Origin of the sequence: Sporosarcina sp. P26b (assembly GCF_002743245.1) — a bacterium.
Taxonomy (GTDB): domain Bacteria; phylum Bacillota; class Bacilli; order Bacillales_A; family Planococcaceae; genus Sporosarcina; species Sporosarcina ureae_C.
This window is the reverse complement of the sequence record NZ_PDYW01000001.1, coordinates 161757-187074: the sequence shown is the minus strand read 5'-3', so window position 1 is coordinate 187074 and position 25318 is coordinate 161757. Positions and strand designations below refer to the sequence as shown.

21 protein-coding genes and 1 other annotated feature are annotated in these 25318 nt (G+C 40.9%); of the genes, 4 read left to right on the top strand and 17 right to left on the bottom strand.

All coding sequences use genetic code 11. The annotated features are described in order from the left end of the window. Positions 1-17 precede the first annotated feature (17 nt). Positions 18-1274: a BaiN/RdsA family NAD(P)/FAD-dependent oxidoreductase gene (locus CSV69_RS00960; RefSeq protein WP_085426604.1), complete on the top strand. Its 1257-nt coding sequence runs from the start codon at positions 18-20 to the stop codon at positions 1272-1274. Between the two features lie 215 nt (positions 1275-1489). On the opposite strand, the gene leuS is transcribed toward CSV69_RS00960, so the two are convergent. Next, positions 1490-3904, bottom strand: a complete 2415-nt coding sequence (gene leuS / locus CSV69_RS00955) for a leucine--tRNA ligase (protein WP_099692540.1) — start codon at positions 3902-3904, stop codon at positions 1490-1492. Positions 3905-3984: 80 nt separating this feature from the next. Beyond that, positions 3985-4202 (bottom strand) — a binding site (T-box leader). Positions 4203-4348: 146 nt separating this feature from the next. Between leuS and mnmL the strand changes: the two genes are divergently transcribed. Beyond that, positions 4349-5302: a tRNA modification radical SAM protein MnmL/YtqA gene (mnmL, locus tag CSV69_RS00950; protein WP_099692539.1), complete on the top strand. Its 954-nt coding sequence runs from the start codon at positions 4349-4351 to the stop codon at positions 5300-5302. Between the two features lies 1 nt (position 5303). After that, positions 5304-5912: a tRNA 5-(aminomethyl)-2-thiouridylate-methyltransferase MnmM gene (gene mnmM, locus CSV69_RS00945; RefSeq protein ID WP_099692538.1), complete on the top strand. Its 609-nt coding sequence runs from the start codon at positions 5304-5306 to the stop codon at positions 5910-5912. A 37-nt stretch (positions 5913-5949) separates the two neighbouring features. Here mnmM and CSV69_RS00940 read toward each other — a convergent pair whose 3' ends face one another. The 6 genes from CSV69_RS00940 to CSV69_RS00920 all read right to left on the bottom strand — a co-directional run bounded on the left by CSV69_RS00940 (position 5950) and on the right by CSV69_RS00920 (position 11673). Beyond that, positions 5950-6675: an SDR family NAD(P)-dependent oxidoreductase gene (locus CSV69_RS00940; protein WP_099624708.1), complete on the bottom strand. Its 726-nt coding sequence runs from the start codon at positions 6673-6675 to the stop codon at positions 5950-5952. A 25-nt stretch (positions 6676-6700) separates the two neighbouring features. Beyond that, positions 6701-6835 (bottom strand): hypothetical protein, encoded by a 135-nt coding sequence (locus tag CSV69_RS17225; RefSeq protein WP_255396834.1) that lies wholly within the window; start codon positions 6833-6835, stop codon positions 6701-6703. Positions 6836-6936: 101 nt separating this feature from the next. After that, positions 6937-7602, bottom strand: coding sequence for a 3'-5' exonuclease (locus CSV69_RS00935; RefSeq protein WP_085426608.1), 666 nt, complete (start codon positions 7600-7602; stop codon positions 6937-6939). A gap of 68 nt (positions 7603-7670) precedes the next feature. Further along, positions 7671-9599 (bottom strand): DUF294 nucleotidyltransferase-like domain-containing protein, encoded by a 1929-nt coding sequence (locus CSV69_RS00930; RefSeq protein ID WP_099692537.1) that lies wholly within the window; start codon positions 9597-9599, stop codon positions 7671-7673. 186 nt (positions 9600-9785) lie between these two features. After that, positions 9786-11333, bottom strand: a complete 1548-nt coding sequence (locus CSV69_RS00925; RefSeq protein WP_085426610.1) for a solute symporter family protein — start codon at positions 11331-11333, stop codon at positions 9786-9788. Positions 11334-11346: 13 nt separating this feature from the next. Next, positions 11347-11673, bottom strand: a complete 327-nt coding sequence (locus tag CSV69_RS00920; RefSeq protein ID WP_085426611.1) for a DUF485 domain-containing protein — start codon at positions 11671-11673, stop codon at positions 11347-11349. 457 nt (positions 11674-12130) lie between these two features. Here CSV69_RS00920 and CSV69_RS00915 point away from each other — a divergent pair, with 457 nt between their 5' ends. Next, on the top strand, positions 12131-12790 hold the full coding sequence (locus CSV69_RS00915; protein WP_099692536.1) for a GntR family transcriptional regulator: 660 nt from the start codon (positions 12131-12133) through the stop codon (positions 12788-12790). A 53-nt stretch (positions 12791-12843) separates the two neighbouring features. Here CSV69_RS00915 and brnQ read toward each other — a convergent pair whose 3' ends face one another. The 10 genes from brnQ to CSV69_RS00865 form a co-directional block, all read right to left on the bottom strand. Beyond that, entirely contained in the window at positions 12844-14226 is a 1383-nt protein-coding gene (gene brnQ, locus CSV69_RS00910) for a branched-chain amino acid transport system II carrier protein (protein WP_099624710.1), read from the bottom strand. A 349-nt stretch (positions 14227-14575) separates the two neighbouring features. After that, positions 14576-17650, bottom strand: a complete 3075-nt coding sequence (locus tag CSV69_RS00905) for an SbcC/MukB-like Walker B domain-containing protein (protein ID WP_099692535.1) — start codon at positions 17648-17650, stop codon at positions 14576-14578. After that, positions 17647-18801 (bottom strand): exonuclease SbcCD subunit D, encoded by a 1155-nt coding sequence (locus CSV69_RS00900; RefSeq protein ID WP_099624801.1) that lies wholly within the window; start codon positions 18799-18801, stop codon positions 17647-17649. Before CSV69_RS00900 ends, CSV69_RS00905 begins: the two co-directional genes overlap by 4 nt. A 105-nt stretch (positions 18802-18906) precedes the next feature. Continuing rightward, the gene (locus CSV69_RS00895) at positions 18907-19626 is read right to left on the bottom strand and encodes an NAD-dependent deacylase (protein ID WP_085426615.1); all 720 of its coding nucleotides are present in this window, start codon (positions 19624-19626) and stop codon (positions 18907-18909) included. Between the two features lie 127 nt (positions 19627-19753). Continuing rightward, positions 19754-20758, bottom strand: a complete 1005-nt coding sequence (locus CSV69_RS00890; protein ID WP_085426616.1) for an aliphatic sulfonate ABC transporter substrate-binding protein — start codon at positions 20756-20758, stop codon at positions 19754-19756. A 27-nt stretch (positions 20759-20785) separates the two neighbouring features. Beyond that, positions 20786-21541 carry an ABC transporter permease gene (locus CSV69_RS00885; protein ID WP_085426617.1) on the bottom strand — a complete coding sequence of 252 codons (756 nt, stop codon included), beginning with the start codon at positions 21539-21541 and terminating at the stop codon, positions 20786-20788. Next, positions 21474-22316, bottom strand: coding sequence for an ABC transporter ATP-binding protein (locus tag CSV69_RS00880; RefSeq protein ID WP_085426618.1), 843 nt, complete (start codon positions 22314-22316; stop codon positions 21474-21476). The genes CSV69_RS00885 and CSV69_RS00880 overlap by 68 nt, the downstream gene beginning before the upstream one ends. Before the next feature lie 246 nt (positions 22317-22562). Next, entirely contained in the window at positions 22563-23489 is a 927-nt protein-coding gene (gene cysK, locus CSV69_RS00875) for a cysteine synthase A (RefSeq protein ID WP_099692534.1), read from the bottom strand. 42 nt (positions 23490-23531) lie between these two features. After that, positions 23532-24743 (bottom strand): MFS transporter, encoded by a 1212-nt coding sequence (locus CSV69_RS00870; RefSeq protein ID WP_099692533.1) that lies wholly within the window; start codon positions 24741-24743, stop codon positions 23532-23534. A 33-nt stretch (positions 24744-24776) separates the two neighbouring features. Then, on the bottom strand, positions 24777-25256 hold the full coding sequence (locus CSV69_RS00865) for a PaaI family thioesterase (RefSeq protein WP_099624715.1): 480 nt from the start codon (positions 25254-25256) through the stop codon (positions 24777-24779). Positions 25257-25318 lie beyond the last annotated feature (62 nt).

Genomic DNA, 25318 nt, shown 5'->3' with positions numbered 1-25318 from the left:
GAAAGAGTGGTTCTACAATGTATGATGTAATCGTAATCGGTGGCGGACCTTCAGGCTTAATGGCCTCCATTGCGGCAGCCGAACAAAAAAAGCGTGTGCTGCTAATTGAAAAAGGACGAAAGCTTGGCAATAAATTAGCCATTTCTGGCGGCGGTCGCTGCAACGTCACAAATAGATTGTCACAAGAAGAAATTATTAAACATATTCCAGGTAACGGAAAGTTCTTATACGGACCGTTCTCTGTTTTCAATAATCAAGATATCATTCAGTACTTTGAAGGGCTCGGTGTACCATTAAAAGAAGAAGATCATGGCCGCATGTTCCCTGTTTCAAATAAATCCAAAGACGTCGTTAATGCGCTATTGAATCAAATGGATGAACTCGGCGTAGAAATACGCCTAGAAAGTCGTGTACAGAAGTTGCTAATGGACGACGAAAAAATTCTCGGCGTCCGTTTAGAAGACGGCGAAGAGATTCGCGCGCATGCGGTAGTAGTTGCAGTCGGTGGTAAAGCGGTTCCGCAAACAGGTAGTACGGGAGATGGCTATCCTTGGGCTGAACGCGCAGGACATACTGTCACGACACTGTATCCAACAGAAGTGCCCTTGCTATCACGAGAACCATTTATCGTTTCAAAAGATTTACAAGGTCTCGCACTACGTGACGCAAAAGTATCTGTTTTAAATAAAAAAGGCAAAACTCTCGTAACCCATCACATGGATATGTTATTCACTCACTTCGGATTAAGCGGTCCTGCCATTTTACGTTGCAGTCAGTATGTGGTGAAAGAGCAGATGAAGAATGGCAAGCAGCCAGTTTTGCTTCAAATTGATTCGATACCTGATCAGCACGAAGAGCAACTAACACAAACTATCGCGAAGATTTTAAAAGACGAACCTAAAAAACAAATCAAAACTTCATTAAAAGGACTTGTTCCTGAACGATGGCTGCTGTTTTTATTGAAAAAGGCGGGAATTAGCGAAACAGAAATCGGTCTAGATATTAAACGGGAAGATGTTCGCACACTGGCCCAACTTTTGAAAACGTTCCCTGTGCATATAACAGGTACGCAACCAATCGAGAAGGCATTCGTAACAGGCGGCGGAGTTTCCGTTAAAGAAATCGAGCCGAAGACGATGGCTTCACGAAAAAAAGTCGGACTCTTCTTCTGTGGCGAAATTTTAGACATCCACGGCTATACAGGCGGTTATAACATTACCGCAGCGCTTGTGACAGGTCGATTAGCTGGGATGAATGCTGGTTTGGTTGGCTGACTGTTTTTTCTATGAGCGGATATGAGTCGGCTATGATCGGTTTGCGTGTGTGATAGAGCACTCAACCTGATTCATAGAGCGCTTAACGCATGCCATAGAGCACTCAACTCGTCCAATAGAGCGCTTGCCGCGAATGTATGAGCACAACCAAATATCCAAGACATTATAAAAAGCCGGTAGGAGAAATAAATCTCCTGCCGGCTTTTCGCATTTCATTACCCTGCTACGATATTAACTAGACGGCCAGGAATCGCGATGATTTTCTTCAATTCCTTGCCTTCCATCCACTGCTTCACGTCTTCGTTTTCCAAAGCCGCTTGTTCTAATTCTTCTTTCGTGCAATCTCTCGCTACGGTAATCTTCGCACGGATTTTCCCGTTGATTTGTACCGCCACTTCCACTGTGTCATCCGACAATTTCGTCTCATCAAATGTTGGCCACTGTGCGTAAGCAATCGTGTCCATGTGCCCTAGTTTCGACCACAGTTCTTCAGCCAAGTGAGGCGTGATAGGTGAAATTAATAAAAGGAATCCTTCGATGTATGCTTTTGGCAACTTCTCCGCTTTATAGCTTTCATTGATGAAGACCATCAATTGTGAGATCGCTGTGTTATTACGCATAGCTTCGTAATCCTCTGTAACTTTTTTGACCGTTTGATTATAGACTTTTTCTAGTGGTCCGCCAGTTTCATCCGTCAATTTGTCCGTCAACGTATCATCTTCATTGACAAGTAAACGCCAAATGCGGTCAAGGAAACGACGTGATCCGTCTAAACCATTTGTCGACCATTCTTTCGATGCGTCAAGTGGTCCCATGAACATTTCATAAATACGCAATGTGTCTGCACCGTGTGAATGAACGATATCATCCGGGTTGATGACGTTGCCTAGTGATTTAGACATTTTCACATGTCCTTCGCCTAAGATCATTCCTTGGTTAAAGAGCTTTTGGAACGGCTCTTTCGTTTGTACAACACCGATATCGTACAATACTTTATGCCAGAAACGAGCATACAATAAATGCAGAACCGCGTGCTCCGCCCCACCTACATAGATATCAACCGGCAACCAGCGCTCAGCCAACTTCGGATCAATGATCATGTCATCGTTATTCGGATCGATATAACGCAAGTAATACCAGCAGCTTCCCGCCCACTGTGGCATCGTGTTCGTTTCACGACGACCTTTCATACCTGTTTCTGGATCCACTACATTGACCCACTCCGTAATGTTTGCAAGTGGTGATTCACCTGTTCCGCTCGGTTTAATATTGTCTGTTACCGGCAACATCAACGGCAATTCCGATTCATCAACAGTAGTCATCGTGCCATCTTCCCAATGAATGACAGGAATCGGCTCGCCCCAATAACGCTGGCGGGAGAATAACCAGTCGCGCAGACGATACGTAATTTTGCGTTCACCGTTACCATTCTCTTCGAACCACTCAATGGATTTCGTAATGGCTTCTTCTTTTCCTAAACCATTTAAGAAGTCCGAGTTCACGTGCTCGCCTTCTCCTGCATAGGCTTCTTCTTCAACGTTACCGCCTGCCACTACTTCTACAATCGGTAAATCGAATTTCTTTGCAAATTCATAGTCACGCTCATCATGTGCAGGAACTGCCATGATCGCACCTGTACCATAAGTAGCCAAGACGTAATCTGCGATCCAAATCGGCATCTTCTCGCCACTTGCTGGGTTGATGGCATACGCTCCAGTGAATACGCCTGTCTTATCTTTCGCTAAATCTGTACGCTCAAGATCACTCTTAGATTTCACTGCATCAATATACGCTTCTACTGCTTCGCGCTGATCATCTGTAGTGATCGTGCTAACCAATTTAAGCTCAGGAGCGAGAACTGCATATGTCGCACCGAAAATCGTATCAGGACGTGTAGTAAAGGCTTCGAATGAATGCTCAGTATCCGCAATTTCGAATTTCAGCTGTGCGCCTTCAGAACGACCAATCCAGTTACGCTGCATGTCTTTTAAGCTCTCAGGCCAATCCAAATCATCCAAGTCTTCTAACAGACGATCCGCATATTCCGTAATACGTAAAACCCATTGGCGCATCGGACGACGTTCAACCGGGTGATTTCCACGCTCAGACAATCCGTCGATCACTTCTTCATTCGCAAGTACTGTCCCTAATGCTGGACACCAGTTAACAGCTACTTCATCGATATACGCAAGACCGCGCTTATAGAGTTGAATGAAAATCCACTGCGTCCATTTGTAATAGCTTGGATCCGTTGTATTGATTTCACGAGACCAATCATACGAAAATCCAAGATCCTGCATTTGGCGTTTAAATGTAGCAATGTTCTTCGCTGTAAATTCAGCTGGATCATTCCCCGTATCAATTGCATACTGCTCAGCAGGCAATCCGAAAGCATCCCATCCCATTGGGTGCAAAACGTTATATCCTTGCTTACGTTTGAATGCACTCAAAATATCTGTCGCGATATAGCCAAGTGGATGTCCCACGTGAAGTCCTGCACCTGACGGATAAGGGAACATATCCAATGCATAAAACTTAGGCTTGGATGGATCATCAATCATTTTGTATGTATCGTGATCTTCCCAATACTTTTGCCACTTTTCTTCAATTTGCGTATGTTTATAACTCATGTCAAAAATTCCTCCAATGTAATTTAATTTCTGTTTCTTGTATTGGTGAGTACAGATAAAAAAAGACTCCCGTCCCTCTATAAAGGGACGAGAGTCTATATAGTTTCCCGCGGTACCACCCAAATTGACGGATTACGCCGTCCAACTTGATTCCTTAACGCGGAGTACGGTATTAGTTACAAGTATTCACCAATACAGGCTCAAAGGCGAGTTCGTTCCACACTAATACAGACTTGCACTGGCCGTCTGCTCTCTAAAAAGTAGCGTATGAAGTACTATTCCTCATCATTGCCTTCATTATTTTCTTCAGTTTACCCGAAACAGAAGATGAATACAAGCCTTCCCTGTTGCTTTTTGTCGTATATCAAACCGTTCATGCAATTTGTTATGTGATCTCTCTGTATATTCCGTGGTACAATATCTGATGTAAAGGAGCTGTACATAATGAATGAAATCAATCTTCCGTTTCCAAGTGAAGGGAAACGATACCATACATGGTCAAGACATTTGAAGGATACATTCGGAAGTAAAATTGCAAAAGTCGCGCTAGATGCGGGGTTTGACTGCCCAAATCGTGACGGTACGGTTGCACATGGCGGCTGTACGTTTTGTAGCGTAGCGGGTTCAGGTGATTTTGCAGGTGATCGCGTAGATGCAATCGAAGTCCAATTCGCCGAAATCAAAGAGCGATCCCAACGCAAATGGAAAGACGCAAAATATATGGCTTATTTCCAAGCGTATACGAATACTCATGCCCCTCTTCCTGTTTTAAAGGAAAAGTTCGAAGCAGCGTTAGCCCAAGAAGGCGTTGTGGCATTATCCATTGCGACGCGTCCTGACTGTCTACCGGATGACGTAGTCGAGTATTTAGCCGAACTTAATGAACGCACGTATTTATGGGTGGAGCTCGGTTTACAAACGGTACATGAATCTACAGCCAAACTCGTGAACCGCGCTCATGATTTCGAATGCTATAAAGAAGGCGTCGACAAGTTACGTAAGCATAATATCAATATCTGCAGTCATATCATCAACGGCCTACCCGGTGAAACAGAGGAAATGATGATGGAAACCGCTCAAGCCGTTGCCGAACTTGATGTACAAGGTATTAAAATTCATTTACTGCATTTATTAAAAGGAACACCTATGGTCAAACAGTACGAAAAAGGCAAACTAGAATTCCTAACGAAGGAAGCGTATATCAACCTAGTCGTCGATCAACTGGAAATCATGCCTCCTGAAATGATCGTGCATCGCATCACGGGTGACGGTCCTATCGATTTATTAATTGGACCGATGTGGAGCGTTACGAAATGGGAAGTGCTGAATGGGATTGATCAGGAACTTGAAAGACGCAATAGCTGGCAAGGGAAAAAGTATTTGCAAGAGGTGAAATAATGTGACAGACATCTTGTTGCATCGCGTATTGCCGATAGCGAAACGTCTAATTTCGGAACGCGTGCAACCTGGAGATACAGTGGTCGATGCGACTGCTGGCAATGGTAATGACACAGTCTTCTTAGCTGGATTAGTCGGTGATGAAGGACAAGTACTAGCATTTGATATTCAACAACAAGCACTTGATGTAACGGAGCAAAAACTTGGTGAATTGGCTAGTCGTACTACATTAGTTCATGACAGTCATGCAAATGTCTGCAAATATGTGCAAAGTGAAATTAGCGGCGCCATGTTCAATTTAGGTTATTTGCCATATAGTGAAGATCTAAGTATCGTCACGACACCTTCATCAACCATAGCGGCACTCGAGTCGTTGCTTAGTTTGCTGAAAAAGTCAGGCATTATAACGATCACTGTTTATGATGGACATGAAGGTGGCAAAGAGGAACGTGATGCGTTGCTCGATTACGTCTCGACATTATATCAAGGTGATGTTCATGCCATTCGATATGAATTGCTTAACCAGAGAAGAAATCCTCCGTTTTTGCTTGCGCTCGAGAAGATGAAAGACTTTACTGAAGTACGGAAGTTAGAAGCCGGGGAATCATAAAGCTCGTTGCCACGATACTTGTGGCAACGAGCTTTTTTTAGTAGAATTTACGAATGTCTGCGATTGTATCTGTTTCAAGGAAGTCGACTTCCATTGCAAATCGCTTTAGTTTTTCTGCTGTTTCGTGTGCAGAACTTAACTGCCCTTCTTGCTTGTACGCCTCAAAACGTTTCAAGTGTGGAAATTGTTGTTCAGATGATGAGCGAATCGTCTCCTGCATCCCTGTATCGATAATTCCCGGCGCGATAGAAACAACACCCGTTGGATAGGTGGCTGCTTTTTGCTCCAATGCAATAACACGCGAAAATTGATCAAGTCCTGCCTTAGTCGTGCAATACACACCCCATCCTTCAGATGCGCTACGTCCGGCTCCAGAAGAGATGTTCATGATTTTCTTCGTTCCCGTGAAATCTTTCAATGTATCGATAAATGTATTCGTTAATAGAATAGGTGCCGTTAAATTTACTTTAATCGCTTGCTCTACTTTTTGAGGATCCAACGAACCTACTAAACTAATCGGGTCAACCATACCCGCATTATTGATTAGCGTGAATGAGCTAGCTTCTCCAACATGCTGACTAATTACACCTTGTAAAATAGCAGTCGCTTTCTCGACATCAGCCAGATCTACTTCAAACATTGATTGTTCTTGTTCAGGGTTTGTCCTAGCCAAGCCATACACCGTAGCCCCTGCTTCTTTGTATTGATACAGTAGTTCTTTCCCTATTCCTTTTGATGCTCCTGTAATAATAATGATATCCATATGTATCCGCTCCTTTTTATATGAATCAACTAGTTAGTGATTGCACGTATGCTGCTGCATCTTCCACGGTTTTATTCGGTAACTCAAAAAATAATATCCAACAATACACTGCGATAGCTAAAATAATGACGATCAATAAAATCAATTGATGCTTATTCATTAATTCACGTCCTTCACACATGGTTCAACTCTTTCATTCCTACTATATCACAACAAAAAACAGGCCCGCCACTCTTTGAATGACGGACCCAGCGATCTAAATTAAGTTTGTGAAGCAAACTTATGTGCACCACCATTTTTTATACGCAGTAAATCTGCCAGCGTCTTCACGCCATGACGATCGAGTTTTCTCAGTAACGCTGTGAATACATGTGCTGTTGTCAAAGCATCCCCCAACGCACGGTGTCGTTCAAAGATCTCTGTACCAAATAGACGCGCATAATCTTCCAAGTCTTGTTGCTCACCTGTAGGATCCAAATAGTTAATCAAATGCATCGTATCGAATGAAGTCGGCGTTTGAAATGTGCATTTCTGACGACTTAATTCTTTCTTTATGACCATTTCATCAAAGCTGACATGATGCCCTACCCAGCCCCCACTTTTATGTTTTTCAATAAACGCAAAATATTCTTCAATAGCAGGTAATGGCATAGGCGCATGATCAACTTGTGATTGCTGTATAGAAGTCAGTTTGCTGATGACAGGAGGAATATCCCTTGATGGATTCACAAATGTTTGAAATACATGATCGGTAACCTCGAATCCCTCTACTTGCACGGCACCTATCTCAATCATTCGATCATCTGCTCCAATTGCAAATCCGGTAGTTTCTGTATCAAATACTGTGAAATTCATATCTTGCAGCGGCGTATTCAACTGTAGTGATTGTTGTAATTCATACGTCAACATTTTCTTTTTCCAAAACATTATGTCGCCCCCTATCTATATAGTACATTATGTGCGAGCTGTGTACAGGGACCTTTATCTATATTACCTTACAGTTTTGATAATAAATGTGATTGAAGAGCTCTGACCGTATCTAGCGTTGTTCGCAATTCATTCAATTCCCATCTTCGTAGATCGCGCAAGTCGATTTCCGTAGAAATCTTCTCTCCACGTAAATGTTTTTCCCATGACATAGAAATTCTAATACTTAAAGATATTTCATATGCATGACGAATCTCTTCGGCAAAGTCTTTCGTGATTTTCTTCTTTTTCTGCAAAGCTGAAATAATTTCAAGTGGCGTTGCATTGATGATCCCGTTACTAACTCCTAAAATTTGCAGACAGTGATGAAGTGGGAATAGCGCATGTTTCTTAATATCAATAATATCTGCTTTACTGCGCCCCCTGAAAATATTCAAGAAGTTCTGTTGCAATTGTGGGATTGGTTTCTCTTTTTCTTGTTGCGCCATATAGTAAATAAAAGTGGCAGACTTCTTCAAAAGACCATGAACCATCGTGATGAAACGTTCATTAACAGCAGATTCACCGTACAGGAATCGGAATGATAGGAAGTTGTATCCGAGCAGTATTTGTTCAGGTGTAGATTGAAGCGCCCATTGACGAATACGTTCATGCCAAATTGCCATCGTTCCACGCCACTGTGTCTCGCTAGCCATCATAAATCCGATACATCTAGTATAGCCTGCCTGCTCAAGATGAACGACAATTTCATTACCAAGAAGTTCAAAATAGTTCTCGACATACTGGGATTCTTCCCTCGATACATCTTCGTAGACGAGAAAATGATCTTGATCGGTCAGCATAAACTGCTCACCACGTGCCCCACTTCCCATCTGGTACCAAGCAAACGGAACAGGCGGTGTTCCTTTCCCTTGATCTTCAAGAGATTGCACAGCAAGCATGACACAATGTTTTGCCAGTCGATCATAAAACTTCGTCACGATTTCTAATGTGTGAATGGTCGATATTTCATCTTGAATTAAATTGGATAGCACATCGTAAATCGCTGCTTTTACAACAGGCAAATTTTCGAAGGAAGCTTCTTCTATAGTTTTTAATATATTCATGGAATTACGATCACGTTTCGTCATCAATGTAGCGAACGTCACAATGCCTACAGGTTTACCTGCTTTCACAACTGGTAAATGCTTAATTCCATGTTTGTAGAATTTAGTCAAGGCCTCATAATAATAATCAGTTACTCTTACCGTATGCGGCTTTTTCGTCATGATGTCTTTTGCCCGCAGTCCATTTGGCGAAGCACCGTCTGCTATTACACGTTCAACAAGATCTTTTTCGGTTACGATTCCAATAAGTTTACCTGCCTGATCTGTAATAATAATTGAACTAATCGAGTTTTTAATCATCAATTCCGCAATTTCTTTTGTTTCAGCTTCCGCATGAATTGTTATAACTGGACTACTCATGAAATCTTGTACACGACGAACATACGGCTCACTCTCGCCATATTCGTCAGCCAAACGAACTTGCTCCCCTAAAGAGGTATAAACATTCGCCAAGCGAATCGACATCTTGCGTAATACATAATCGCGTACGTTTTGATCATCCATACGTTTTTTTATCACTTCATACGGAACCTGTAGACAAATCGAGTCTTCTGCTACCACCATATCAATGTGATGCTTATCAAGCGGCCTAGCCATTTCCCCCAAGTAGTAAGCAAAATTGGAAAAGCCGATAATTTCATCTTCCTGAATGAATTCTAACGTTACCGAACTGCCATCTTGTCCTTCTATTTGAACCTCTGCCGATCCTTTTAACACGATGAGCAATCCTTCTTGTGGTGTTTTGAAATAGTTGGATTTATCCGCTTCCTCATATATCTTTAATTTACAACCTAGCAATAATTGATCAAATTCATTTTCTGTTGTATCGATAAATAAAGGATTTCTATGGATTTTATCATATAACTCACGATCTTTTACCGTCTTCAACATTTCAAAACCTCCTGTTCATGTACACTTTAACAAAGCGTTCACTTCACATTATTCGAATACATATGTCAACAGTACCGTTATATTTAGGTTAAACAATATTCCAGCAGGTAGAATTGATAAAAAACGGTCTCCTCTTCTGACGTGCTGACAGAAGAGGAGACCGTTAGTTGTAAATCTAGCTAGTTATTATAAATCAAGCTCTTTGTAGCCAGTTTCTGCTTTGAAACGAACTTCTGCATAAGAAACTTCGTCTTTTTCATGACGCTTAGAGCTAACAATTGTACCGATCCATGCAGCAAGGAAACCTGCTGGTACGGAAACAATAGCCGGGTTAGCATAAGGGAATAGTGGAGTACCAGTGATAAGTGTCATTCCCTCAACTGGGTTCATTACAGATGGACTGACCGCAACAAGAACTAGCGCTACGATAAGACCTGTTAACATCGATGCCACAGCACCTGTTGTGTTAAATTTCTTCCAATAGATTGTTAATAGAATTGTTGGTACGTTTGCCGATGCAGCAACACAGAATGCCAGTGATACTAAGAACGCAACGTTCAACTTTTCAGAACCTAGTGCAAGAAGGATTGAAGCAACACCGATAGCGATTGAAGCCCAACGAGCTGCAGCAACCTGTTGTTTCTCAGTTACATTACCATTTTTGATGATTTGTCCATAAATATCGTGGGCGATTGCAGAAGCACCTGAAAGTACAAGACCTGCAACAACTGCCAGGATTGTAGCAAATGCAACAGCAGCTACGAATGATTCAAGGGCATCTCCACCAAGGACTCCGGCCAGCATTGGAGCTGCCATGTTTCCTGCGGCGTTTTCTGCGATGATTGCGTCTGCTCCAACGAATTTAGCTGCACCAAATCCAAGGAAGATCGTCAATACATAGAAGATACCAATAATCCATACAGAATAAATTACAGAAGAACGTGCTGTTTTCGCATCTTTAACTGTGAAGAAACGCATTAAGATGTGTGGAAGACCAGCAGTACCTAGAACGAGTGCGATCAATACAGAGATAAGACCGATTGTGTCTTTATAAACAACCCCTGAGTGAAGGAATGCTTCGCCATGCGGAGTAGCAGTTTTCATTGTCTCGAACATACCGATGAAGTTGAAGTTAAACTTCATAAGTACTAAGAAGGAGATAATGATTGTACCCAACATCAAAAGAATAGCCTTAACGATTTGTACCCAGCTCGTTGCAGTCATTCCACCAAATAGAACGTAGATCAACATCATTGTTCCAACGATTAGAACCGCAATCCAATACTCGATACCGAATAATAATTTAATAAGAGCACCCGCACCAACTAATTGTGCAAGCATGTAGAACATTACAATTGTAATTGTGTTCAATGCTGCTGCTCCACGCACTTTCTTAGCGCCGAAACGAGCACCGATCATATCTGCCATCGTAAACTTACCCAAGTTACGTAGTGGCTCAGCAATTAAGAATAGAACAACTAAATAAGCTGTTAACCAACCAATACTGTAGTAGAAACCATCAAATCCGTTAAGTGAAATCGCACCCGCGATACCTAGGAATGATGCTGCTGATAAGTAGTCACCAGCGATGGCCATACCATTTTGCCAACCTGTTAATGATCCTCCGGCAGTGTAGAAATCACTTGCCGTAGTTGTTTGCTTTGCCGCCCAATATGTAATGTAGAGCGTCAACGCGATTACCGCGAAGAATATAGCATAGGAAATCCAACTCATGAACACAACCCCCTTATTTTAGAACGTTTTTCTCTATAATTTTGTCTACTTCAATATCAAAGTGTTTTGCTTTATTCATGTATATGGATGTGAATACCCATACCATAATGAACATCGAGAATGCATAGATCCAAGTCCATGTCATTGCGCCAATTGCTGGTGTTTCAAGAATTTTTGTATAACCTGTTAAGAGTGGAAGAATAAAGTACGCTGCGAAGAAGAAAATAACAAAAGGTGTGGAGAAGCTCTTCTTTCTTTTAACAAGACCTTTAAAGTCTTCAGTTTGAACGAGTTTTTCATAGTCTAATGTGGATTTACCACGCGAAACTTGATTAGTCATTAGTTAATCCCCTTTCTATTTTATATAAATTAGCAAATTAGTTCTTATTCCCCTCCCTTTTATTGAAAACGCTTTCATCCCTGAGCCAAATAGATAATATGTTACAGTGGATGTAATTGTTCATTTGTTATAGTACACATGTAAACAATAACAAAATTCTGCTAGTTTTGCAACACCCTTTTTTGAAGATTTGTAAAATTTAATCTACTAAGCTAATACAAAACCTGCATAGACATAAATCTATCAAATACAGGCGGAAACTACAAGAACTATTTAAAATTATTTAATTTGATTCTTTAAAAAAGATCAAAATTCACTATTGGAATTCCCATTTTTTTTTGCAAGTTTTGAATAATACTGTTAAACAACAGTGAAAAGATGTAGTATATTGTATATCGGCTGTTAGTGCAATTCGACTTATATAAAGACAACTTTTATAGAAAGATGGTGTGATATAATGCCTATCCCTACTAATCATGCACAACCTGTACGTAAAACCGCTAAGGAAAATGCGTTTAGTCAATTACAGAAGTGGATTATTGACGGAACACTCCAACCTGGAGAAAAGCTAAATGACGTAGAATTAGCAGAGGCACTCGGAGTGAGTCGTACGCCTATACGTGAGTCGCTTCAATTATTGGAAGTACAAGGGTTCGTTCAGATGTTCCCCGGTAAAGCAACGCAAGTAACCGATGTAGATCGTGAATCTATTTCTGATTTACTCCCTCCACTTGCTGCACTACAAGCACTCTCAGCTGAACTTTCCATACCCAATCTAACTGACAGTGTGATCAAGAAATTGCGTGACACGAATAAGAAATTCGCCCTAGCAGTTGAAAAGGAAGACTATTTTCAAGCTCTGAAAATTGATGAAAAGTTTCACCAAATCATTGTCGACACAGCTAATAACCCATATATTTCTTCTTTGCTTGTCTCCCTGCAAGCTCATGTGCGCAGACTTTTCTTCCATAATTCCATTATATTGACGGAGAAATCAATTGCAGAACATGAACAGATTATAGATTTGATGAGCAAGCGTGAAGGTGAGCAGGTTACAACTGTTATGCGAGAAAATTGGTTACGAGCCATTGAGGAGTTTCACTCTATAAAAGAATGAAGTTATAAATAAACGTGAAAACAGGATCCAATATATCGGATCCTGTTTTTCTTTTATATTTTATTACTATTCGGACCCGTTTGGATATTTACTGCTTCTTTATTGGATAGTGCTACAGCTAAAGCTGTGATCACCGTCACAATCAAAACAGGAACTAACCAGCCGATGCCTTGCGCGTAGTATGGGATGTACGCTGTATATATGTCATCTACAGTGACAAGCCAGTTCGGCATAGTCTTTTCTACCAGAGTGTAAAACTTCACGAGCGCTTCAACAAAACTTATTAGGAACGCCGTGATCGTAGCTGTTCGATATACTAAGCTGGATTGACGGAATAAGGGACCAGTGAACGTCAATATGATTAGTACCATCGCCAGAGGATAAAGTAATACAAGTACCGGAATAGAATAATTGATAATATTCGCTAGACCAAAGTTTGCTACAACCAAGCAGAATGTCGAAAAGAATACTACAAATAACTTATAGCTAATTTTCGGGATAATCGCATGAAAATACTCTCCACATGCTGTAAGTAGACCAATTGCGGTTGTCAGGCATGCTAACATAATCACTACTCCGAGTAACAATAGACCGGTCGTACCAAATAAGTGTGAGGCAGTTTCACTTAATACAGACCCTCCACCATCAAGATAACCAAATAAATCAACTGAAGTAGTCCCTAGATACGCAATACCTAAATATATAATGGCTAAAAATCCAGAGGCTACAAGTCCCGTCTTAGCAGTAGAAGCCAATATCTGCTTTTTACTAGTAATGCCCATCGCATGCAACGCATTAATGACAATAATTCCAAAAACGAGTGAAGCCAATGCATCCATCGTATTATACCCCTCAAGGAAACCAGTAAAGAACGGCGTTTCATTGTATGGAGCTTGTGAAACTTGTGCACTTCCCATTGGATTAAGAAGAGTCATACCAATTAAACCAATCAATAAAATAATGATAAGCGGAGACAAATACTTACCTACTCGATCAACGATTTTGGCAGGGTTTAATGATAGCCACATACTGATTCCAAAGAATGCCAATGTAAATAGGAAACGAGCAAGATCAATAGAAAAGCCATTCAAAAATGGAGCGACCCCAATGTCAAATGCCACAGCTCCTGTACGTGGTGCCGCAAAAAAAGGACCAATTGTTAAGTAAAGTATTGCTGTAAATAGAACAGCATATACCGGATGTATTCGACTTGCCAAGTCCTGTAAATCTTTCTTGCCAGAGAAACCGATAGCCAATATACCTAAAAAAGGTAAACCAACTCCAGTGAATAAAAAGCCAAGCATCGCTTTCCACGTTTGATCTCCAGCAAGCTGTCCAAGCTCTGCGGGGAAAATTAGATTACCTGCCCCAAAAAATAATGCGAATAGCATAACACCAATAACTAAGCTCGATGAAAACGATAATTTTTTCTCCATATGTTTAAAAATCCTCCCAAAAACAACAGCACTTATTTGTATGCAATATATCACGTTCCCTCATATTACTCTTCCCTATTTAGAAAATCAACAGCCAACTAAATCATTTAACTTTTGCGTTTATTGCTAACTTACTGACTATTTATCGATTTATAAAAATGTATTCTTAAAATAAAAAAACTGATCTTTTTAAGGATCAGTTTAAAGTTAAATATGAGATATTAATTTATAGGAGTTAGGGATTTCCGTTACAAAGGTGACCGTTCTCTAGGAAGGCGTGGGAGAGCGTCCGCCTGGAAAACGGTACCTTCTCTCCCTAACTCCCTATATATAAAATGAAACCACAACATCAATTCAACACAAACTTCGTCTGACTGTATCCCTCTTTCAACTTAGTTACTTGCAACGTAGCAGGAATAGCCTCTTTCATCTCCTCGATATGTGAAATGACACCAATCATTCTGCCGGACTGTTGAAGAGCAATCAGCGTATCGATAGCTTTCTGAATAGCTTCTTCATCCAACGCTCCGAAACCTTCATCGATAAACATCGTCTCCATGCGAACGGCACCTTGGAAGCTTTGAATGACATCCGCCATCCCTAGTGCCAAACATAGAGAAGCATTGAACTTCTCTCCACCTGATAACGTCTTGACGTCTCGGGTCTGTCCTGTATACGCATCATAAACATCTATGCCTAAACCACTTTGCTTTCCTCTAGTCTCTTGACGATCACTACGTACTAATTCATACTGTCCGTTCGATAAATCACGCAAGCGTATATTGGCCGCTTGAATGATGCGTTCCAAATACTCGATTTGAATATAACGTTCAAATGATATTTTTAATTGATTTTGACCACGAACTATATCGTATAGATTTGCAATCTTTCCGTAGGTCTTTTCAAGTTCCGCTTCTTTTGATTTGCTTGTTTCCAATTCTTTGTGCAGATCTAGTGCGGCCTGTTGCCAAGCTTTTGATTGATTATATAGGGCAAACGCTTCTTCATATTGTATTTTCAGCGCTTCTACTTGATTCTCCATACTCGCCATGTCCATCAGTTGTTTGCCCTCCACAGACTTCTTGAGTTCTGCTACGGTTGACTTCAACGTGTGAAGCGTTTGGGCGAATTCTTGAAGTTGTTGCTGGATAGCCTGGCGTTTTTGTGTCGGCAGTTTTACTTGTAAATAATTCTCTTCTGAAGTAAACCCTTCTTCTTTTAGACGTTTAGTAAACGAAACTACACTTTGATCCAACTTTTCTTTCATATCTGCAAGTGACTTCTTCTCCAGATCTTCTCGGGATTCCCATTTTGTTTTTTCCGTTGTAACGTCTTGTAATCTCTGTTGAATAGATTTCCAAGCATTTTCAAGTTGTAGATTTGTTGCTTCTTTAGATTGAATTTGTTTTTGCAACGCGGATAGCTCTTGTAGGTTTTCTGGAACAGTTGCAAGCACGTGTTCATACAGTGCTTGTTTCGTTTCGAGTTCTCCTTTTGATTCGTTATGTTGCTGCTCTAATCTTTTTATTTCTATAGCAAGCTTTTCCATCTCTAGTTCTGATTGACTTTGCTGTTCTTTTCTTTTTTTCAGTAATTCTCGTTTGCTTCTAAGTACGGACACCTTTTCCGTCAACTCTGTTTGTTCTTTTTGATAATCATGACTCAAATCCACTTGTTGTTCATGCAGTTCAGCCTCACTTGCCTCAATGCGCTGTTGCACTTGCTGTAATTCAGCTTGCTTAAGATGGAAAGTCTGTTCTTTATGTGTCAACTCTATTTTCGCTTTGTCTAATTGTTGCTTAGATACATGTTCTCCTTCCGATTCACCTGCCTTTTTAGGGTGCTCTATACTACCGCAAACAGGACAAGATTCTCCATCATGGAGTGCAGCAGCGAGGATTACCGCTTGATTGCCAATCCAACGATTCTCAAGCGCTTGATAGACTTCTGTGTACTGCTTTACTTGTTGCTCGGCTATTTTATACTGGGCTTCGAGCTCTTTTTGATTTGCCAGTTGTTGCCCGTGAGATAGTACTTGCTTCGCGATAGCTTTAGTATTTGCAAGTTCCTCTATCAACTGTTCATATTGTTCCAATGAAGTTTCTAATTCTTTTATTTCATTTTTTTGAACAGTTATCATTTCTTTTTGCTGATCATACGCTTGTTTATTTCCTAATAAGGACTCTTCTACTTCCTTGACTGTTTTCTTGAGTGACTCTAGCACTTTTCGTTGCGTAGCTAGGCCCGATACTGTCGGAAGAAGATGATTCAACGTCAGTAACTCTTCTTTTATTTCATTTCTTTCAGGTTCTTTAGCTAGTTCTCGTTCAAAAGAAGCCTGTGTTGAGACGAATTTCTCCTCTGCAGCGGCTAGGGCTGTCACAGCTTCAGAGTAGCCTTGATCTTTTTTCTGCCATTCAGCTTGATTAGTCTTCACGAGTTGTTCTACATCTTCTAATCTTGCTGCTCGTTCTGCTTGTTGCAATTGTTGTTCTAGTATTTTCATTTCTTGTTCTTTCGCTTGCAAACTACCTAGTTCATTTTGACGTTGCTGCAATTTCGTAAATTGTTCATTGATTAAACGAGCTTCATGTAGTTGCTGTTGCTTTTCATTATGGACGCTATAAAGTCTTGTATATTCTTTATGCGTTTCGCTAGATCGTGTTTCATGGTGTGTATGTTCTTGTTGAAGGCCAGACACAAGTTGATGGTAGTTTGGATACTCAGACTGTAATTCGGTAAACAATAACGAGTTACGTTCAGGTAACTTTGCCGGTATTTGATGAAGGATTGCATCACTCATTTGCTTTTCACGTAGAAATTCCGCATTTGCTTCTTCTTTTTTCACTTTTAACCGTTCAACAATTTTTTGATACGGTTCAGTTTTAAAGATTTTGCGCATGATCGCTTCCTTATTCCCTGTATCGGAAGTTAAGAATTTACGGAATTCACCCTGAGGCAGCATCATGATCTGGCTGAACTGCGCATGCGTAAAACCTAATAATTGTTCGATCTTGTCATTTACTTCGGTGACTATTTGACGATCAACTGCTGGAATGAATTGCTCCTCTTTTTCTTCGAATAACTCACAGCGACCAAGTGTATCATTTTTATTTCCTTTCTTTCGGTAAGGAATCTGGCGCACAACTCGAAACCGACGCTTGTGAATATCAAATGTTAATTCAACTGTCGTTTGGACGTCATCCTCAGCAAACTGACTGCGCAATGCTTTCGTGTCTGTACGATCTTCGCCACTTGCCTGTCCATATAACGCAAAACAAATACCGTCGAAGATAGTAGTTTTTCCTGCACCCGTCTTTCCCGAAATAACAAATAAACGATGCTCTTTTAAATCGCGAAAATCAACCGTTTCTTTATCTTTGTATGGTCCAAATGCCGTCATAGTTAGCGTAATTGGCTTCATGAGTGACCCTCCTCTTTCATAACATCCCACAAGACTTCAGCGAATAGCTCTTTCGTCTCTTCATCTGCTTCTTCGCCTTGAAGTTCTTTAAAGAAGGAAGCAAACATTGCCTGGTCATCTTCTTTTTTCTCGACATCTACTGATCCGCCAATTCCATCCGAAGAAGAAACGACTAGTTTACGCTCCACATGCATCGCATTTGGAAAGACGGATCGAATTTTCTCCATAGGTTGTATAACCGGTACCGTATCTAGCAGTTTGACGTACACATAATCTTCATTATGTTCCATCGCCACTATATCCTCCATGGTCCCTTCCACCGTACGCACATCATGCAGTGGAGTAAGTAATCTTTTCTCAGTTTCTACTTCGCCATTCTCTGCCAGTTCAACAATTAGATAACCTTTTTGATGATTCTGTTCAGAAATAGAGTATTTTAACGGTGATCCAGAATAACGAATTGTTTCATTACCTACAAAATGCGCCTGATGCAAATGACCAAGCGCTGTATAATGAAACGGCTCAAATAAATCAGAAGATACATATTCAGCACCGCCAATAGATAATGGACGTTCGGCGTCACTTGTGTTTTCCTCTTTCTCGCCATGTTTTGTGATGAACGCATGTCCGACTAAAACATGCCGAGCGTCTTTATCCATTGATTGCTCGATACGTTCAATAATCTTTTTCATCGCTTTCTGATGAGTAGATATCGTATCATCTTCAAACAAATAACTGACTACTGATGGATCTGCGTAAGGTATCAAATGAAAATAGACGTCGCCATATTGGTCATGCAGTTTTATCGGAGACAAATGAGTGGATAATTCTCCTGTTATGTACAATCCTTGATCTTTCATAAAAGTACTACCGAAATGAAGTCGGCTTGGACTATCGTGATTTCCTGCAATTGCGATGACAGGTGTTTTCAGATCGATAACAATCTCTTGTAGAACTTCATTCAACAAACCTACCGCCTCTGTTGGTGGAATCGCACGATCGTAAAGATCCCCAGCAATCACCACTACATCTGGTCGTTCTTTCTTAATCTCTTCTATAAAAGCTTGTAAAATAAAGCGCTGGTCCTCTGTCATGTAAACTCCTTGCACGAGTTTTCCAAGATGCCAATCTGCCGTATGGAAAATCTTCAAATCCATTCCCCTCTCTTCATATATATAAGTAGAGACAGGAAGAATAGTGTAACAGCGGATCTGTATAAAACATCCTAATCTGCTACACCTATTCTTCTGTCTTATTTAATTATTCTTTACTGCTTTATCAGCTTCATTTAGCACTTCACCAATTTTTCTTTCGTTGATGACCAAGTCTGCATAGCGATCCATTTCAGTAGGTTCCATATTAACAATGACCAACTTCGCGCCCTGTTCTTTTGCTATCAGTGGAAATTGATTTGCTGGAGTTACAGTCAACGATGAACCGAGTACGATGAACAAATCTGCCTTCTCACTTTCAAAAATCGATTGAATAAATGCTTCTTCTGGCAACATCTCTCCAAATAACACAACGGACGGTCGTAATTTCCCGCCACAGTCACAGTAAAATTCATCATGCGCGTACCGTTCATTATCGTACACTTTACCACATGTTTCACAATGTACATTACGAAGTGTTCCGTGAAGTTCCATGACATTTTTTGATCCAGCCATCGTGTGGAATCCGTCGACGTTTTGCGTAATAATGCCGTTGATTAGTCCTTGCTTTTCCCATTTAGCCAATATCTCATGACCAGCATGTGGCCCCGTTTCTTTCGCAGCAATGACACGTTGCTTGTAGAACTGTAGAAACTGTTCAAATTGCTCATTTAAAGCGGTTGTACTTGCCACTTTCGCAGGATCTTCAGTTTCCCACATGCCCGTTTTAGCGGAACGAAAATCAGGTAATCCACTTTCTGTTGACATACCTGCTCCTGTATAGACGATAGTACGTTTCGATTCTTTCAATAAATCTCCCAGCACTGTCCTCATCCTTTCAACTAGCGAAATTATGTTCTATCTATTATAGTAGCATATCCTGTTTGACTGATAATTACCAAATGATACGGAAATAGAAAAGCGGATATCCCAAATGGATACCCGCTAAGTATTATTGTGCTGTGATTTTTTTAATTGCTTCCAGATCAATTAATCCGTCAATTTCATTGCTCTTAATATAATCTGCTTCCTGACTGATATCAGCCATTTCTTGCAATACATCTTCATTTACATCAGTTGAGACGACAATACGGCTGAAAGCTGCTTCAAGTTCATCGCTATTTAATTCTTTGCCTGTCAGATCTTTGATATGCTTCACAACTAACGCTTGTGCTTTCTCTGGCTCGTCACGAACAAACTGAACTGCTTTTGCGTGAGCTGTTAAATAAGAATTTAATAGTTTTTCATTTCCTAAGAATGCATCACTAGTGGCAACTACTGTATTCGTAGACTCTTTACCCCAAGCAAAGTCCTCCCAGTCCAAAATCAATTTACCACCTGCTTGATTTTGTAAGATATACCCCCAAGGTTCTTGCGTTGCTGCACCATCAACTGAATCTTGGATGAATAAAGTCGCTGTATCCGCGGGTGCTGCCGCGAAGAATTCAACTGATCCACCATTAGCTTTTGCTTTTAAATCTACGTCTTTCAATGCTTTACGTAACATTACATCCTGTGTACTTCCGATTACTGGTATAGCGATACGCTTCCCATCAAGATCTGCCAATTCATTAATGTCACTCTTGTCGTCTGCTACTAATACTGCACCACCATTTACTGCGCCGGATACAATATGGTATTTTGGATCTTTAACGAAATAGTTAATAACAGGTCCTGGTCCAACAGTTCCGATATCGATCGAGTTAGAAGCCATTGCTTCCATGAATAGCCCACCGTTACTTACAGTTTTTGTTGTGATCTTAATATCTTCACCGAATTCTTCCGCGAAATAATTATTTTCCAGTCCAATGATCGTTGCGATATGCGTCAAGTTCGGAAAGTATCCAATCTTTACTTCACTTTTATCCGAGCTGCCTGCGTCTGTTTTTCCGCATCCTGACAAGATCCCTACAATAGCAAATACCGAAAGTAGTCCACCCAATAATTTCTTATTCATATTCTATTCCCCTTTTCTTAGAGCGTTTTACGCCCGAATTCCCCATTTTCTCTCTACACTGCGTTCCAAACGTAAGAATAATACATTATCCATAATCGTTCCGATCACACCGATGATGATCATGACCGAAATAACTAAATCCATTTGTCCAAGTGCGCGTCCTGCTTCCAGTAGTTGACCGAGACCGACGCTTGCACCTAGCAATTCCCCTGCCATGAGCGCTCTCCAAGAGAAAGCCCATGCGATACGTAAACCAGAAATCAATTGCGGTACAGATGCGGGCAAAATTACCGTCCGCAAAAAGTGAAGCCCGCTAGAACCTAATGATTTTGCTACGCGTTGATATAACACCGGTACGTTTTTAAACCCGCTCGTTGCATTGACAATCATTGTCCAAGTTGCGCCTAATGTAACGATAAATAAAATAGCAAAATCATTGAGACCAAACCAGATGATGGCAAGCGGGAACCAGACGATACTCGGAATGGACTGTAATGCCGTCACGAGAAATCCAAGTGTGTCTTCTACGATTTTGTAGCGCCAGATCAGATAACCAAGCACCAGCCCTAGTATAGAAGCAATCGTGAATCCGATTAGTAATCTACTGAGGCTCGCACCGATTGCAGTCAAGATTTGTCCGGAGATGAGTCCTGAAATCAATGTCGACATAACTTGCGTGAAGCTCGGAAACATAAAATCGGGTAAATCCGATAGTCTAGATGTGACTTCCCATATCGCCACTAGTATCCCGAGAAACACTATTCGTCTTAAAGCTGTAGTCATCGCCCATCTCCTCCTTCAACACCTTCTCTATTTCTTCTTGCAGTTCAGCTAAAATCTGTTTTTCTAGTTGCAACGTCACATCACTAGGCATGACACCGTCTTTGGAATCTTTGGAGATGAAAGTCGCTTTAATTTTTCCGGGACGTGTCGCAAACACGACTATCTTTTGAGAAAGTAATACGGCTTCCCGGATATTATGCGTAATGAAGAGAATCGTTACTTTCGTTTTTCTCCAAATATCCAATAACTCCTTATGAAGTACCATGCGTGTCTGTTCATCTAGTGCCGCGAATGGTTCATCCATCAAAAGAATGTCTGGTTCCATCACAAGTGCACGGGCAATAGATACGCGTTGCTTCATTCCTCCAGATAGTTGATGTGGATAGGAATCGATATAATTACCTAAATGGACCATCTTCAACATCTCAATAGCTTTTTGTTCTGCTTCTTTTTTCGGCATTTTCTTTAGAAGCAACCCATATGTAACGTTGTCTAGTACTGTCAACCAAGGAAACAATCCTGCTTCTTGAAAGACGACTACGCGGTCGGAGCCGGAACCTTTAATTTCTTTTCCATCAATACTGATTTTCCCTTGATCAGCTTTTTCCAGCCCTGCAATCAAATACAACATAGTGGATTTCCCGCAACCTGAAGGACCTACAATGGAAACAAACTGTCCTTTTTCTATCTCAAGATTGATGTTATCCAATACCTTGACCGTTCCCTTGTCTTTATGGGGAAAGCTCTTTTCAATGCCTTGAATTTCTAAATACATGTTGATTCCCCCTCATTAGCATTTTCCATTCGTTTACGTTTTAATCCCTACTAACTTTATATGTTTTGTATATATATAATCTACCATTCCTATTGGATTTGTCAATACTATTTAAAATTATTTTTTCAATCTATTTAAAAATATAGACGTAATTCAGTAGAGATAGCTTTTCATTACTCTACCTTGCTAATATATTACATAAAAAAACCTCCACCTGATGTAGGTAGAGGTTAATTTCGCTAGTAGTTATTGAAATAAATCACTCGATAAATATCTTTCGCCGGAATCCGGTGCAATACAAACAACTGTATCTTCTGGTGATAATCGCTTAGCCACTTGCAATGCTGCATACAGAGATGCACCACCTGACGGACCGAGTAATACACCTTCTTGTCTAGCAAATTGTCTGACTGTATTATATGCATCGTCATCTTCAATACGGAAAATTTCGTCGTATACAGTAGTATTTAATACGGAAGGGATAAATCCTGGGCTTGTACCTACCAGTTTATGCTTTCCAGGTTTACCACCCGATAATACTGGTGATCCTGCGGGCTCAACTACATGGACTGTAATCGAAGGGTCATGTTGCTTCAATGATTCACCTGTTCCCGTTACCGTACCACCCGTTCCTGAAGTACAGACAAAAGCCGTTAATTTGCGATCGATTGATTGAATCGCATCGATAATTTCCACAGCAGTTGTATGCCTATGACTATCTGGATTGGCTTTATTTTCAAACTGCATAGGAATGAAACTATTTTCGATAGACGCTGAAATTTCATTCGCTTTTGTGATCGCACCCGGCATACGTTCTGCGCTAGGTGTAAGCACAACCTTGGCTCCATATGCCTTCATTAAGTTAATACGCTCAATTGTAGAATTATCCGGCATAACGAAAATTGCAGGATATCCTTTTGCAGCAGCATTCATGGCCAGTCCGATTCCTGTATTTCCTGATGTCGGCTCGATAATCGTGGCACCGAGTTTCAGCACACCATTCTTTTCGGCTTCTACTAACATTTGATAAGCTGCACGATCTTTTACACTTCGGCTCGGATTAAAGTACTCCAGTTTTACATATACAGCAGCACCTGTAGTTTCGCCGAGCGTTCGTACTCTTACTAGCGGAGTATCGCCAATTAATTCCGCCATATTATTGACTACTTTCATTTCGTACACCTACTTTTCATGATGATAAAACTAGTAATCTGATTATGAAGCTGATGTAATCTTTTGATCACGTGGTAAAGCTAAACCAACTAAACCAATGAACGGTAAGAACGACGTAATAATCATCGTTTGATAGATTCCAATATAGTCGATAAGACTTCCTATGGCAACTGCACCAATAGCTCCCATTCCAAAAGCTAATCCTACGGTTAATCCGGCCATCGTACCAATCTTCGAAGGTACGAGCTCTTGAGCATAGATGACAGTAACCGAAAAGCTAAGCATGATAAAGAATCCAATGGTTAGTAGTAGTAATATGATTCCCCACACAGGAGCATATGGAAGTAATAAACTTAGCGGCAATGGTACGACAAGCGACAAGACAATCACTTTTTTTCGTCCCATACGATCTGCCATCGGTCCACCGAAAAACGTTCCGACAGCACCTAGAGCCAAGAATAGGAAAATATACAACTGACCATGTTGAATCGTCATGCCATAGTTTTCGATTAGATAGAAAATATAGAAGCTCGTAATATTCGTTACATAGAATGAACGCGCAAATATGATGACCATTAATAATGTCAACGCAATGACAACTTGTTTCTTAGTCAGGTTTTCCATTGTGGTCAATAGTACTTTCTTCCGCTTACCTAAACGTTCTTCATCGAGCTGTTTCTTATACCAGATGGAAATACGGGAAAGCAAGGCAATTCCTGCTGCAGCTACTAAAACGAAAACCGCTGCGCCTATTTGGCCTAGGGGAACGAGAACAAATGCACTAATTAACGGTGCAAGTGCCTGGCCCGTGTTACCTCCTACTTGATAGATAGACTGTGAAAGTCCACGCTTGTCTCCTGCAGCCAAAAACGATACACGGGAACCTTCTGGATGAAAGATAGCTGATCCTAACCCGAGCAACATAACGGAAAGAATAATCAGCCAATAACTTGGCGCCAATGCTAATCCGGCTATTCCAATCATTGAAAATGTCATACCTATCGGCAAAGCAAACGGCTTCGGCTTACGATCACTCAAATATCCTACAACCGGTTGAAGTAAAGAAGCTACGATGTTCAGTGCAAATACAATGAAACCTAATTGTTTATAACTAAATTGAAATTCCTTTTCCAAAATCGGCAACATCGCCGGAATCACTGCCTGCAGTGTGTCGTTGAATAAATGACATACTGCAATCGCGATCATGATTGAAAATACCGGATTCGCTACGGCAGTCTGTGGAGATTTATTCATACCCTCTGGTCACACCTTATCTAGTTGTCTATTTTACTTCGTGAATGTAGCAGGCATGACAACCCCTACTACTTCTCCAGTGGCACATAGTTCATCGCCTGCGAAAATTTCTACTGCGACCTTCCACTTCTTCGGGTGAATCTCCGTGACGTTCCCAACAGCCTTTAATACTACTCCTTGTGGTGTCGGCTTACTATATGTAATCTGCAAGGAAGCTGTCACAAAGCGTGGAGGAACAGATCCATCACCTGGTTCATGACCATTTTTCCGGTGTAATGCGAGCGCGCAAGACCCCGTACCATGGCAATCCAAAAATGAAGCTAGAAATCCTCCGTACACAAATCCTGGTATGGCAGTATATTTTTCTGGCGGTAAAGAATAGGTAGCCGTCTGATTGCCTTCCCAACCTGTTCGGAAATGATTTCCTTCCTCATTGAGACTCCCACAACCATAACACCATGAAAAGTCATCCGCATAATCGTCCTGGACTGCATGTGTAACATATTCTTTCATAGTTAGTACCTCCCTTTCAGATGAGTCTCTCTATTATACATTCCGAATATTGAAATATCGAG